7 protein-coding genes are annotated in these 15228 nt (G+C 33.5%); 4 read left to right on the top strand and 3 right to left on the bottom strand.

What is annotated here, in order from left to right; genetic code table 11:
• Positions 1-24: 24 nt before the first annotated feature.
• Positions 25-1278: a methionine adenosyltransferase gene (gene metK, locus IFB02_RS03305; protein WP_191073048.1), complete on the bottom strand. Its 1254-nt coding sequence runs from the start codon at positions 1276-1278 to the stop codon at positions 25-27.
• 341 nt (positions 1279-1619) lie between these two features.
• On the opposite strand from metK, the gene IFB02_RS03300 reads away from it, so the two are divergent.
• On the top strand, positions 1620-4199 hold the full coding sequence (locus tag IFB02_RS03300) for a phosphoenolpyruvate carboxylase (RefSeq protein ID WP_191073047.1): 2580 nt from the start codon (positions 1620-1622) through the stop codon (positions 4197-4199).
• A gap of 232 nt (positions 4200-4431) precedes the next feature.
• On the opposite strand, the gene IFB02_RS03295 is transcribed toward IFB02_RS03300, so the two are convergent.
• Positions 4432-5736: an ammonium transporter gene (locus IFB02_RS03295; protein WP_106686934.1), complete on the bottom strand. Its 1305-nt coding sequence runs from the start codon at positions 5734-5736 to the stop codon at positions 4432-4434.
• 28 nt (positions 5737-5764) lie between these two features.
• Complete coding sequence (locus tag IFB02_RS03290) at positions 5765-6745, bottom strand: outer membrane beta-barrel protein (protein WP_106686935.1); 981 nt, start codon at positions 6743-6745, stop codon at positions 5765-5767.
• A 441-nt stretch (positions 6746-7186) separates the two neighbouring features.
• Here IFB02_RS03290 and gltB point away from each other — a divergent pair, with 441 nt between their 5' ends.
• The 3 genes from gltB to ilvD all read left to right on the top strand — a co-directional run bounded on the left by gltB (position 7187) and on the right by ilvD (position 15214).
• Positions 7187-11692 (top strand): glutamate synthase large subunit, encoded by a 4506-nt coding sequence (gene gltB / locus IFB02_RS03285; RefSeq protein WP_106686936.1) that lies wholly within the window; start codon positions 7187-7189, stop codon positions 11690-11692.
• 4 nt (positions 11693-11696) lie between these two features.
• Positions 11697-13163 (top strand): glutamate synthase subunit beta, encoded by a 1467-nt coding sequence (locus IFB02_RS03280; protein WP_106686937.1) that lies wholly within the window; start codon positions 11697-11699, stop codon positions 13161-13163.
• Positions 13164-13534: 371 nt separating this feature from the next.
• Entirely contained in the window at positions 13535-15214 is a 1680-nt protein-coding gene (gene ilvD, locus IFB02_RS03275; protein WP_106686938.1) for a dihydroxy-acid dehydratase, read from the top strand.
• The last annotated feature ends 14 nt before the right edge of the window (positions 15215-15228 follow it).

The following is a 15228-nucleotide window of genomic DNA, read 5'->3' as shown; positions in this document are numbered from 1 at the left end:
TCTGAAAAAGGCTTTTTAATTGAATTATAATTCAAATGCTTCTTTTACTTTGTCAACATAGTCAAGTTTTTCCCAAGTAAATAACTCTACGTCTAATGTTATGCTTTCGCCATTAGGTTGTTCAAAGGTTTTGGTAACAGTTTCGTTTACTCTTCCCATATGTCCGTAAGCAGCAGTTTCACTATACATAGGACTACGTAATTTTAATCTTTCTTCTATAGCAGCTGGACGCATATCAAAAATTTTAGAAACTTTTTGAGCAATCTCTCCATCGGTCATATTAAAAGGACAAGTACCGTAAGTGTCAATAAAAATACCCATTGGTTCTACAACACCAATTGCATAGCTTACTTGTACTAAAACTTCGTCACAAACTCCTGCAGCAACAAGGTTTTTTGCAATATGTCTTGTGGCGTATGCAGCACTTCTGTCTACTTTACTAGGATCTTTTCCAGAGAATGCGCCGCCACCATGAGCACCTTTTCCGCCATAAGTGTCTACTATAATCTTACGACCTGTTAATCCTGTGTCGCCATGTGGTCCACCGATTACAAATTTTCCAGTTGGATTAATGTGGTATTTAATATCGTCATTAAATAATCCTTTTAACTCTTCTGGTAAAGTTGCAACAACTCTAGGTATTAAAATTTCAATAATATCCTTTTTAATTTTCGCTAGCATGGTAGTTTCGTCTGCAAAATCATCATGTTGTGTAGAAACTACTATAGCATCAATACGTTGCGGTACGTTATCATCACTATACTCTATGGTAACCTGACTTTTAGAATCTGGTCTTAAATATGTGATGTCTTTATTTTCACGTCTTAATAAGGCTAATTCTTTTAAAATTTTATGCGATAAGTCTAAAGCAAGAGGCATGTAGTTTTCAGTTTCTCTTGTTGCGTAACCAAACATCATACCTTGGTCGCCAGCTCCTTGTTCTTCTTTGCTAGCGCGATCTACACCGCGATTTATATCGTCACTTTGTTCGTGAATTGCACTAAATACACCACAAGAATTGCCGTCAAACATGTACTCTCCTTTAGTGTAGCCTATTTTATTAATAGTGTCTCTTGCAATTTTTTGAACATCTAAATAAGTGTTAGATTTTACTTCACCTGCAAGCACAACTTGTCCAGTAGTTACTAGTGTTTCGCAAGCAACTTTACTGTCTTTGTCAAATGCTAAAAAGTGGTCTATTAAAGCGTCGCTAATTTGATCTGCGACTTTGTCTGGATGTCCTTCAGATACGCTTTCTGATGTAAATAAATACGCCATTTCAATTTTTTTTATAAGGGTAGATTTGACATATGCGTCACAAAGGAAGTCGTTTACTGCCTTTAGCATTTTTTATTGAGGTTGCAATCAGTCAAATCTTTCCTCTTGATTTTTAGAGCGACAAAAATAGTAAAATTATATAATTACTAAACTTAATAAACACTTAAATTTTTATTTACGTCTTTGTTTTGCTTTTAAAAATTATTAAAAAAAGTTTAAATAAATTAGGGTTAATTTAATGCGAAAAGGTTTTCATTAATTTTATCATAAAAAATCGCAAAGTAATTCTTTAAATTGTAAAAGCTTCATTAACTTTAATCGTAAACTAAATACTGCTTAAAATGCCATTACAACCAAAGTTGACTAGATTTAATCAAAACGTATTGTCTAAATATCAAATTTACAATAGTATTTTTATGACTTTGCCTTTTGATACTATTACAAAAACAGGTGCTTTGTTGCCATTATTTCATGAAACTTGTCAAAAAGGTTTTGAAAACGGACAAAACCCAACCCAGATTGTAGAAACGTTTTTTGAAAAATATCAAGCACGTCGTAGTGATGAAAGTCAGAAAAATTTATTGTTTAGGTTTATTCAATATATAGAGCGTCAAGTTGTTTTATTTGATGCTATAGAAGATGCTGCATTTTCTACAGTAAATAATATGGATGGAATAGGGACATTAAGAAGTCTTAAAGAGTCTACAACAGCAGATGGTAAATTGGAAAAATTACGCAAATCTTTAGAAGATTTTAAAGTAAGAATTGTCCTAACAGCGCATCCAACACAGTTTTATCCTGGATCTGTATTAGGAATAATCACAGATTTATCTGAAGCAATTAAAAACAATAATTTACTTAGAATAAATGATTTACTTGCGCAATTGGGTAAAACACCATTTTTTAAGCATGAAAAACCAACGCCTTATGATGAGGCTGTAAGTTTGATTTGGTATTTAGAACATGTCTTTTATCAATCTTTTGGTAAGATTTATGATTATATCCAGCAAAACATATTTGACGATCAAGAGATTGAAAACAATATTATTAATGTTGGTTTTTGGCCTGGTGGAGATAGAGACGGGAATCCATTTGTAACTCCAGAAATTACATTAAAAGTAGCTAACAGGTTAAAAGAAACCATTATCAAAAATTACTATCGTGATGTAAGACGGTTAAAACGAAAATTAACATTTAAAGGTGTAGAAGAAGTTATTAATTATCTTGAAACCGAGCTTTACAACATGGTGTTGAAGCAAGAAACTGATTTAACTTTAGAAGGATTTATTGATAATTTGAAACAAATAAAATCCACTTTAATTAATAAACATCAGTCATTATATCTAGAAGAAATTAATAGTTTGCTTAACAAAATAAAATTATTTGGTTTTCATTTTTCAAATCTAGATATACGTCAAGATAGTAGAGCACATGATAAAGTGTTTAATACAATGGTTGATGCATTAATTGAAAATGGAAGCGATATATTCCCTAAAAACTACCATGATTTAAGTGAAAAAGAACAAGTGCAGTTGTTGTCTAAAATTAAAGGGAAAGTAGATTTGTCCTTAATTAAAGATGAAGATGCTTTAAAGGCGCTAAAAACAATTGAGGTAATAAAAACCATACAAGAAAATAACGGAGAGCGCGCAGCCAATAGATACATTATTAGTAATAATCAAACCACATTAAATGTAATGCAGCTTTTTGCGATGTTAAAATTAGTTGCGTTTCATGATAAGCTAACGGTGGATATTGGTCCATTGTTTGAAACTATAACAGATTTAGAAAACGCGCATTTAGTAATGGAAGAGTTGTATACAAATCCAGATTATAGTGCACATTTACAATCAAGAGGAAATAAGCAAACTATAATGTTAGGTTTTAGTGATGGTACAAAAGATGGTGGATATTTAATGGCAAACTGGGCGATTTATAAAGCAAAAGAACGTCTTACAGAAGTATCTAGAAATTATGATGTAACCGTAATTTTCTTTGATGGTCGTGGCGGTCCGCCAGCTCGTGGTGGTGGAAAAACACATAATTTTTATGCTTCTTTAGGTCCAACAATAGAAGATAAAGAAGTTCAGCTTACAATTCAAGGACAAACAATAAGTTCTAATTTTGGGACTTTAGACTCATCACAATATAATTTAGAACAATTAATAAGTTCAGGTTTGCACAATAGTTTAAGTGATGCAGATTTAAGAATGGTACCACAAAATAGGAAAGTAATGGATAATCTAGCAAATTTAAGTTATCAAGCTTATTCTAACTTTAAAAAGCATGAAAAGTTTATACCTTATTTAGAGCATATGAGTACCTTAAAATATTATGCAAAAACTAATATTGGAAGTAGACCTTCTAAAAGAGGTAAATCTGAAGGATTGGTTTTTGAAGATTTAAGAGCAATTCCATTTGTTGGTTCTTGGAGTCAATTAAAGCAAAATGTACCTGGGTTTTTTGGTGTAGGCACAGCATTAAAATACTATGAAGATAATGATCAGTTTGATAAAGTTGTTACTTTATATAAGTCTTCAAGTTTCTTTAAAACATTAATAGAAAACAGTATGATGTCTTTGTCAAAATCTTTTTTCGATTTAACAAAGTATATGAGTGATGATAAAGAGTATGGAGAGTTTTGGAATATTATTTATGATGAATTTAAAACAACAAAACGATTAATATTAAAACTAACAGGTTATCAAGAGTTAATGCAGGAAGAGCCAGCAGGAAAAGCATCAATAAATGTAAGAGAGGCAATTGTTTTGCCATTATTAACTATTCAGCAGTATGCGTTAAAGAAAATTCAAGAGTTGGAAAAGCAAGGTGTTACAGAAGGTGAAGAAGTAGAAGTTTATCAAAAAATGGTAACACGTTCTTTATTTGGTAATATTAATGCTAGTCGAAATTCTGCTTAAAAAAATAGTACTACAAGATTTTAAAAGTCGTTTAGCGTTTAGTGTTATTCGGCTTTTTTTTTATGTTTATTTAAATGGAAAAACCTCAAGATAATTAATCTTGAGGTTTAACACTAACTAACAAACTAAATAAAAATAGTTACTTAAAACCACTTAAATTATTTTTATAAACTTAATCAAGTTTAATATGTTTTTGCTGTAAAAATTACTGTTAGTAAATAATTTTTACTTTTTATCCTCTGTTTCTTTTTCCAGGATATGCTATTTCTCCGTGTTCAGAAAGGTCAAGACCAACTTCTTCTTCTTCTTTAGTCACTCTTAATCCCATAGTAGACTTTAATATCTTTAAAACTATAAAAGATAGAACTACAGACCAAACAGCATAAGCTACAACGCCAATTGCTTGAGCGCCTAATTGGCTAAATCCACCACCGTTAAATAATCCAATTCCAGTATCTCCATCTATTCCCCAAAGTCCAATGACTAATGTTCCCCAAGCTCCAGCGACACCATGTACAGATGCTGCGCCAATTGCGTCGTCAATTTTTAATTTTTTCTCAATAAATTCTATAGAAAAAACTACAATTACACCTCCAATTAAACCAGCAAATAAAGCTCCAATATCAGACATGTTTCCACAACCAGCAGTAATACTTACTAAACCAGCTAGAGCACCATTAAGTGTTTGAGGTAAGTTAGGTTTTCCGTACCAAATCCAAGTAGTAACTAAAGCTCCAATTCCTCCTGCTGCTGCAGCAAGATTGGTAATCAAGACAACATTTGAAGCGCCTATTGCATCATCTCCGCCCCAAGCTAACTGAGATCCACCATTAAATCCAAACCATCCTAACCAAAGGATAAATACACCTAACGTTGCTAAAATTTGGTTGTGTCCAGGTATTGGGATTACTTTTCCATCTACAAATTTTCCAATTCGTGGTCCTACCATAAAAGCGGCAACTAATGCAGCCCAACCACCAACAGAATGGACAATTGAAGAACCTGCAAAATCTATAAATCCTAATTCTGTAAGCCAGCCAGATCCTTGCCACTGCCATCCACCTGCGATAGGATAAATTAAAGCGGTCATTACAATCGAGAAAATTGCATAAGTTGAGTATTTAGTGCGTCCAGCTATTGCTCCAGATACAATGGTTGCTGCTGTTGCGGCAAACATGGTTTGGAAAAATAGATCTGCGCCTTCACCTTGCATTAATCCACTCCAGAAAAACCAGCCGTTAGATGTATCTCCATACATTAAAGAGTAGCCAACTAGCCAGTACGTAATCGATCCTACGCAAATATCTAGAAGGTTTTTCATAGCAATGTTTGCTGCATTTTTAGATCTTGTCATTCCGGTTTCTACAAGTGTGAATCCTGCTTGCATAAAGAAAACTAAAACACCAGAAAGTAGCATCCAAAGCATTCCTAAGTCTCCGTTAATCGCATTTACAGCATTTTCAATGTCTTGTGTCGTAGCACTTGTGCTGTCTTGTATTGTTAAAAGTAAATTTGGAAATAGGGTTAAATAATTCATTTTGTTTGTGTTTGTTGTTTAGTTAGTTTTAATTGAATTTATAGATAGCTGCTACAAGAAAAGCAGCAAGGCTTTCTGTTGGTGCTAAATCTGTATCTATAAAAATGTCTTCGGATCCAGAATCTAATCTTAATTCTGGTTTGATAATTAAATCATCTTCTATTGTGTAGCTACCTGTTAATGTTACTGCAAATACATTTAAATCATCTTCAACAAATTCACTTTGTGTCTGAAAAAATTCACCTCTTAATCCAAGAGTAAATGTTTCTGAAAGGCTATATTGAGGATAAAGTGCTGCACCATAAAATCCTTCACCATCATTATCTGCATAAGCTGCGTTAATACCAATAAAAAATTCGTCTGAAGCATCAAAACCGCCAGTATAATCAACTTCAAATCCTAAACCTGCGTCGTCATAAAGAAGGTTTAGATATTGGTCAGCATATCCTAATTGAGCGCCAACTGCATAACTTCCGTCAGGGTTAAATTCGGTAACATCTGTTTGGTTAAAAACACCAAGCATTAAACTAAAATCATCTGAAAGAGTAAAATCTGCTTTTAATCCAGTATGCGAAAATGGTCCGTTTGAAAACAAATATGATGTTGAGTAGTTAAAGTTTCCAGCAGGAGCAATAACCTCGTAACCTAAAAATGTATTGAATTTTCCAAATGTTAATGTGGTGTTTTCAGAAATATTGTAATAAGCATACATTTGGTTAATAATTGTGCTACTTGCAGCTTCACCTCTTGGGCCAAATACTAAATCTGCAACTGCACCTATTTTTCCTTTTTCATAGTTTGCGATAATATTTGCCATTCCCAGAGAAAAACCGGCTGTCTCGGCAAATGATGTGGAAGGTGCAATCTGATTATCGTCATTTGGTGCAGTCAAATTTGTTCTGTAGTAAGCATCTATACTACCATCAAAACTAAATTTTTTCTCAGAAGCTTCTTGAGCGAATCCTAAAGTGACTACAAGTGTGAAAAATGATGTGATTAAAATTTTCATAAAAGTTAGTTTTTGGTTGGTTAATTCATGTAAATCTATATAAAAACATTTTAAACCCTCTAAAATTTAGGGTGTTATGAGTTATTTTTATGAAAATTATAATTTATACCCTTTAAAATTTAGGGTTATATTTTTTTGAGCTTTATTTTTTATGATATTCTCATATGGTATTTTGAATAATTATCAGATTTATTCAATTTGTAGTAAATAAAATTCATCTTTTAGTTAAAAACGAAATCGTTTTCGCAATAATTAGTTGGTTTTTATGATAAAATCATATTATTTGATTGGTAAAAAATAGGCTTTCATTTTATTAAAATCTTAGTATTAAAGCGTCATATTAATTATTTGAGAAAAATGCTAATACTTTTTTTATAATACATTATGGTACAATATCTTAGTAAGTGTAATAACTAACTAAACTCTCTAAATTTTAAAAATATGCTAGTACAACAAGGACTTTATTTTCCAGAATTTGAGCATGATAATTGTGGAGCAGGATTTATTTGTAGTCTTAAAGGAAATAAATCAAATAACATCATACATAAAGCACTAGAAATTCTTGAAAAATTAGAACATCGAGGTGCTGTAAGTAGTGACGGAAAAACTGGCGATGGCGCAGGTATTTTAATAGATATTCCGCATGATTTTTTTGTGAAAAACTGTGATTTTATATTGCCAAAACCAGGAGAATATGCAGTAAGTAATATGTTTTTACCTCAAAAGGAAAATCAACGCAATTATTGTATAGAAGTTTTTAAAAACTATATAAAAGGTCAAGACTTAGAAATATTAGGTTGGAGAGATGTGCCTGTAGACACTTCTGTTTTAGGTAAAATTGCTGCAGAAACTGAGCCTTTTGTAAAACAAGTATTTATTGGAAAATCCGATAAAAAACAGTCAGATTTTGATTTCAATTTAAAACTTTTTACAGCAAGAAAACAAGCAGAACATGCTATTAGAAATTCAAAGTTATCTGAAAGTTCAAGATTTTATTTGCCAAGTCTTTCAACTAAAACCATAATATATAAAGGGCTATTAATTCCTGAAGATATAAAACTGTATTACACAGATTTACAAGATCCAACACTAGTCACACGTTTGGCGTTAGTGCATCAACGTTTTTCAACTAACACATTTCCAACTTGGGATTTGGCACAACCATTTAGATATATGTGTCATAATGGCGAAATTAATACGCTTCGCGGAAATGTCTCGCGTACATTATCACGACAAGAATTAATGGAAAGTGATTGGTTTGGAGAAAATATAAAAAGTATTTTTCCAATTGTAATACCAGGAAAATCTGATTCTGCGTCTATGGATATGGTTGTAGAATTATTACTAATGACAGGAAGAACGTTACCAGAAGTTATGATGATGTTAGTTCCTGAAGCTTGGGAAAAAAACCCTGAAATGTCTGAGACTAAAAAGGCGTTTTACGAATACAATTCCTGTATTATGGAACCTTGGGATGGACCAGCATCAATACCGTTTACAGATGGTAATTATATCGGTGCTGTCTTGGATAGAAATGGTTTGCGACCATCAAGATATTCTGTAACTAAAGATGGTTATGTAATTATGTCTTCAGAAACTGGAGTGATAGAAATTGATCCTAAAAACATAGAAAAACACGGTCGTTTAGAACCTGGGAAAATGTTTTTGGTAGATATGAATCAAGGTCGAATTATTAATGATGAAGAAATTAAAGCAGATATCGTTACCAAACATCCTTACAAAAAATGGTTAGATAAAAACTTAGTGCATCTAGCAGATATACCTGCTAAAAAAGGACCAATAAAACATAAAGAAGATACATTAGACAAAAGACAAGTTGTATTTGGGTATACACAAGAAGATTTAAATACCATTATTAAACCTATGGCACAATTAGGAAAAGAGCCAATAGGATCTATGGGAAATGATACACCAATTGCTATACTTTCTCAAAAACCACAATTAATTTACAATTATTTTAAACAGCTTTTTGCCCAAGTTACAAATCCGCCATTAGATGGTATACGTGAAAAATTAATCACAGATATTAGCCTGACTTTAGGTAGCGATACTAACATTTTCAAAATTAACGAAGATCAATGCCGAAAGTTAAAAATTCAAAATCCTGTCATTTCAAAACACGATTTAGATAAGATAAAAAACTATAAAAACAATCCAGATTTTGTAGTTAGCACGATATCGATGTTATATGAAGTTGATAAAGGCTTAAACGGTTTGGAAGCAGCGTTAGAGGATTTGGTAAAACAAGCTTCAAAAGCTATAGATAAAGGTGGAAATATTATCATACTTTCTGATAGAGGCGTAAACAAAAAACTAGCACCAATTCCTGCATTAATGGCGTGTTCTTATGTTAATCACGAATTATATAAAATAGGAAAACGTGCCAAGGTTAGCCTAATTATCGAGTCGGCAGAGCCAAGAGAAGTCCATCATTTTGCACTACTTTTTGGTTACGGCGCAAGTGCGATAAATCCTTACATAGTAAATGAAATTGTTTACAATCAAGTTGAAAATAAAGAAATTGAAAATCTAGATTACCTACCGGCTATTAAAAACTACAATAAAGCAATAGGAATGGGTATTTTAAAAGTGATGAACAAAATCGGTATTTCAACACTTAATTCTTATCGTGGATCTCAACTTTTTGAATGTGTAGGATTAAACACCAAAATTGTAAACGATTATTTTCCAAATACCATAACAAGAATACAAGGTGTTGGCTTACGCGAAATTGAAAAAGAAATTTACAAGCGTCACAAAAAAGCTTACAAAACAGATGAAGTCGATGCAGATTTAAATTTAGAATTTGGCGGGCAATATAAATGGAGACGTCATGGCGAAAAACATACGTTTAATCCATTAACCGTTGCTAAACTTCAAGAAGCTGTAAGAAGTAACAAGCACAAGACTTATAAAGAATATTCCGATTTAATTAACGAGCAAAGCAAGCAGTTAATGACCATTCGCGGATTATTTGAATTTACTAACTACGATCCAATTCCTTTAGAAGAAGTCGAACCGTGGACAGAAATCGTAAAACGTTTCAAAACAGGTGCGATGTCCTACGGATCTATTAGTAAAGAAGCACATGAAAATTTAGCGATTGCGATGAATCGCATTGGTGGTAAATCCAATTCTGGTGAAGGAGGAGAAAATGAAGAGCGTTTTTATAAAGACTTAAATGGAGATTGGAAAAACTCGGCAATTAAGCAAGTTGCATCAGGAAGATTTGGTGTGACGTCAAATTATTTAACCAACGCGTCAGAGATTCAAATAAAAATGGCGCAAGGTGCAAAACCTGGTGAAGGTGGACAATTACCTGGTCCAAAAGTAAATCCAGATATTGCAAAAACACGTAATTCTACACCTTATGTTGGTTTAATTTCTCCGCCGCCACATCACGATATTTATTCTATCGAAGATTTATCACAATTAATTTATGATTTAAAATCGGCTAATCGTGATGCACGAATTAATGTAAAATTAGTATCCGAAGTTGGTGTTGGTACCGTAGCAGCAGGTGTTGCAAAAGCAAAAGGCGATGTGATTTTAATTTCAGGTCACGATGGTGGTACAGGTGCTTCACCTTTAACATCATTAAAACACGCAGGTTTACCATGGGAATTAGGTTTAGCTGAAGCACAGCAAACTTTAGTAATGAATGATTTGAGAAATCGTGTAGTTTTAGAATGTGACGGACAATTAAAAACTGGTCGTGATGTTGCTATTGCTTGTCTTTTAGGAGCTGAAGAATTTGGTTTCGCAACAGCGCCATTAGTGGCTTCTGGCTGTATTATGATGCGTGTTTGTCACTTAAATACATGTCCAGTTGGTATTGCAACTCAAAATCCAGAACTACGTAAAAAATTCAAAGGAAAACCCGAACATGTGGTTAACTTCATGTATTTCGTGGCGCAAGAATTAAGAGAAATTATGGCGCAACTTGGTTTTAGAACCGTTAATGAAATGGTTGGTCAAGTTCAAAAATTAAACAGAATTAATACTATTAAACATTATAAGGCTTTAGGTCTAGATTTAACGCCAATTTTACATCAAGTAGATGCGCCAAAAGACGCCAAATTTTATAACACCGAAAAGCAAGATCATGCTTTAGATTCGGCTTTAGATTTTAAAATTATTAGTCAAGCACATCCGGCGTTATTCCGAAAAGAAAAAACAGTACTTGAATCAAAAATCACAAATCGTAATCGCGCTTTCGGAGCGATTTTAAGTAATGAAATTTCAAAAATTTATGGTGCGCAAGGTTTACCAGATAACACGTTAAAAATCAATTTCACAGGTGCTGCAGGACAAAGTTTTGGTGCATTTGCAACCAAAGGTTTAACCTTGGTCATTAATGGTAACTCTAACGATTATTTAGGTAAAGGATTGTCTGGTGCAAAAATAGCGGTAAAAGTTCCTGACGAGTCGACTTTAGTACCTGAAGAAAATATTATTATTGGTAACGTGGCGCTTTACGGTGCAACGTCTGGCGAAGCTTATATTAACGGAAAAGCTGGCGAGCGTTTTTGTGTGCGTAATTCAGGCGCAAGCGCTGTTGTCGAAGGTATTGGTGATCATGGATGCGAATACATGACTGGCGGACGTGCTGTAATTTTAGGTGAAGTTGGTCGTAATTTTGGAGCAGGAATGAGTGGCGGAATTGCATATATCTACGATTCAAAAAATACCTTTGAACAACATTGTAATAAAGAAGGTTTAAATCTTGATCCAGTTGAAACTGCTGAAGATATTTCAGAATTAAAAGACTTAATTGAGAATCATTACAACGCAACATTAAGTCCGTTAGCGCAACGTATTCTCGAAAATTGGCAAACAGAATTACCAAAATTTATTAAGGTATTACCTGAAGAATACAAACAAGCATTAATAAGAATAGCAGAAGAGCAAACTGTAAAAGCTTAAGATTATGGGAAAGACAACAGGATTTTTAGAATATAAAAGAGAAGACGAAGGTTATTTAAAAGTAGAAAATCGTCTAAAAAATTATAAAGAATTTACAGTGCCTTTAAAAGAGGAAAAACTCAAAAATCAAGGCGCTAGATGTATGGATTGCGGTATTCCGTTTTGTCATAGCGGTTGTCCGTTGGGTAATTTAATTCCTGATTTTAACGATAAAGTCTATAAAGGACGATGGAAAGAAGCAGCACAAATTTTACATGCCACAAATAATTTTCCAGAATTTACTGGTCGTCTATGTCCAGCGCCTTGTGAAGAAGCGTGTGTTTTAGGGATTAATGAAGATCCTGTTTCAATAGAAAATATTGAAAAAAACATTGCTGAAATCGCCTTTAAAGAAGGTTGGGTAGAAGCGCATCCGCCAAAGCATCGTACTGGTAAAAAGGTTGCTGTTGTAGGTTCTGGTCCGTCAGGTTTAGCAGCTGCTCAACAATTAAATAGGGTAGGACATTTGGTAACGGTTTTTGAGCGTGACGCAAAAGTTGGTGGTTTGTTGCGTTATGGTATTCCTGATTTTAAGTTAGAAAAGAAAATTATAGATAGACGTATTAAAATTCTTGAAGACGAAGGCATAACATTTAAAACCAATGCTCATGTTGGGCAAAATTTAAGTGTTGAAACGTTAAAAGCAGATTTTGATGCAATTCTTTTATGTGGCGGCGCAACAGTTAGACGAAATATTCCTATTAAAGGAAATCATCTAAAAGGTGTACATCAAGCGATGGAATTTCTGAAGAAAAATAACCAACATGTTGATGGATTGATAGGTGAAGATGAAATTATTTCAGCAAAAAATAAAAAAGTAATTGTCATTGGCGGCGGCGATACAGGTAGCGATTGTATTGGTACTAGTAATCGTCATGGTGCAACATCGGTAACAAATTTTGAAATTTTAAGTAAACCAACTAAAGTTCGTCCAGCACATCAACCTTGGCCATATTGGCCTATGCGCTTAAAAACAACAACATCACATAAAGAAGGTGTTGAGCGCTTTTTTAGTATTTCTACTAAAGAATTTTTAGGTGATAAAAACGGAAATTTAATCGGTTTAAAAACAGTTGAAGTCGAATGGATTTTCAAAGAAGGCCAAAGACCAGAATTAAAAGAGTTACCAGATACCGAAAAAACTTGGGACTGCGATTTGGCATTGTTAGCACTTGGTTTTACTGGTGCCGAAAAAACTTTAGCAGAACAATTTGGTTTAGAAATGGATTTTAGAACCAACATCAAAGCAACCGAAAAAGATTATGCAACTAATGTAAAAGGTATTTTTACAGCAGGAGATATGCGTCGCGGTCAGTCGTTAATTGTTTGGGCAATTTCCGAAGGTCGTCAAGCAGCACATCATGTCGATGCTTTTTTAATGGGAAAATCTAATTTACCATTAAAAGAAGAAGGTGATTTACCTAGAGTGTAATTTGGATTTTAATTAAATAATTTCAATATTTGATTATCAAGATGAACAAACAAATCGTAAATATCATTTCAAATATTAGCATTGTGATTATTAAATCACGGTGGTAAGGAATGGTATATATTATTTTAGAATAAATAAAAAAGCCTTCCTTTTTCAGGAAGGCTTTTTTGTTGGGTTTATTTCAGTTTAAAGTAAAATATAAAGGTCAAATATTAACAATTGGGCATCATACTTGCTTTATTTTAAACATCTGAAAATCAATATATTAAATAATTAAATTGAGTTATGGCTTTAGTCTATAATTCAATAACTAAAAAGTCAAGCATAGTCAAATTAGTAATTTAGAAAATCATAAATAAGAAACGGACTAAATGAGTCAACTAAATAAATACAGTAAAACAGTAACACAAGATCCAACGCAACCAGCAGCACAAGCAATGTTGCATGCAATAGGATTAACCAAAGAAGATTTTTATAAACCCATTATAGGTATTGCAAGTACAGGTTACGAAGGTAATCCATGTAATATGCATTTAAATGACTTAGCAAAACTCGCTAAGCAAGGCACAAAAAATGAAGACGTAGTAGGCTTAATTTTTAATACCATTGGTGTAAGTGACGGAATTTCTATGGGTACACCAGGTATGCGTTATTCTTTGCCTTCTCGAGATATTATTGCCGACTCTATGGAAACTGTAGTGCAAGCAATGAGCTACGACGGATTAATAACCGTTGTTGGTTGTGACAAAAACATGCCAGGCGCATTAATGGCAATGATACGTTTAGATAGACCAAGTATTTTGGTGTATGGTGGAACCATTGATTCTGGTTGTCATAACGGAAAAAAACTAGACGTCGTTTCAGCTTTCGAAGCTTGGGGAAGCAAAGTCGCTGGTACAATGAATGAAAGCGAATATCAAAATATAGTTGAAAAAGCTTGTCCTGGTGCTGGTGCTTGTGGCGGAATGTATACTGCAAATACGATGGCGTCAGCAATTGAAGCTTTAGGGATGACCTTACCTTTCAATTCATCAAATCCAGCTACAGGTGAAGAGAAAAAACAAGAAGCCATAAAAGCTGGCGAAGCGATGCGATTGCTAATCGAAAAAGATATTAAACCAAGTGATATCATTTCTCGCAAATCTTTAGAAAATGCTATTCGTTTGGTGACTATTTTAGGTGGATCGACCAATGCAGTGCTTCACTTTTTAGCAATTGCTCGTGCGGCAAATATAGATTTCACTTTAAAAGATTTTCAAAATATTAGTGATAACACACCTTTTTTAGCCGATTTAAAACCTAGCGGAAAATACCTAATGGAAGACGTGCACGCAGTTGGTGGTATTCCTGCAGTTTTAAAATATCTATTGAAAAAAGGCTTAATTCATGGTGACTGTTTAACCGTAACAGGAAAAACACTAGCCGAAAATTTATTAGATGTTAATGATTTAACCGAAGGTCAAGATGTGATAAAATCCATCGAAGAACCTATAAAAATCTCAGGTCACTTGCGCATGCTTTATGGCAATTTAGCTGAAGATGGAAGTGTTGCAAAAATCACAGGAAAAGAAGGATTACGCTTTCGCGGAAAAGCAAAAGTATTTGAAGGCGAATACGCAGCAAACGATGGTATTAGAGATGGTAAAGTAGAAAAAGGTGATGTAGTTGTCATTAGATATGAAGGACCAAAAGGCGGACCAGGAATGCCAGAAATGCTTAAGCCAACTGCAGCTATTATGGGTGCAGGTTTAGGTAAAGACGTAGCGTTAATTACCGATGGACGTTTTTCTGGTGGTACACACGGTTTTGTGGTTGGTCACATTACACCAGAAGCTCAAGATGGTGGTACAATTGCATTAGTTAAAGATGGCGATTTTATTACAATTGATGCTGAAACCAATACCATTCAACTTGAAGTTTCAGAAGAAGAATTATCACAAAGAAAACAATCATGGAAAGCACCAGAATTAAAATTTAATCGTGGTGTCCTTTATAAATATGCTAAAACAGTGTCGTCTGCATCCAAAGGTTGTGTTACCGACGAGTTTTAGAATAGAAACCAATT

Source organism: Mesoflavibacter profundi (assembly GCF_014764305.1).
GTDB lineage: Bacteria > Bacteroidota > Bacteroidia > Flavobacteriales > Flavobacteriaceae > Mesoflavibacter > Mesoflavibacter profundi.
This window is presented reverse-complemented; position numbering and strand designations above follow the sequence as displayed.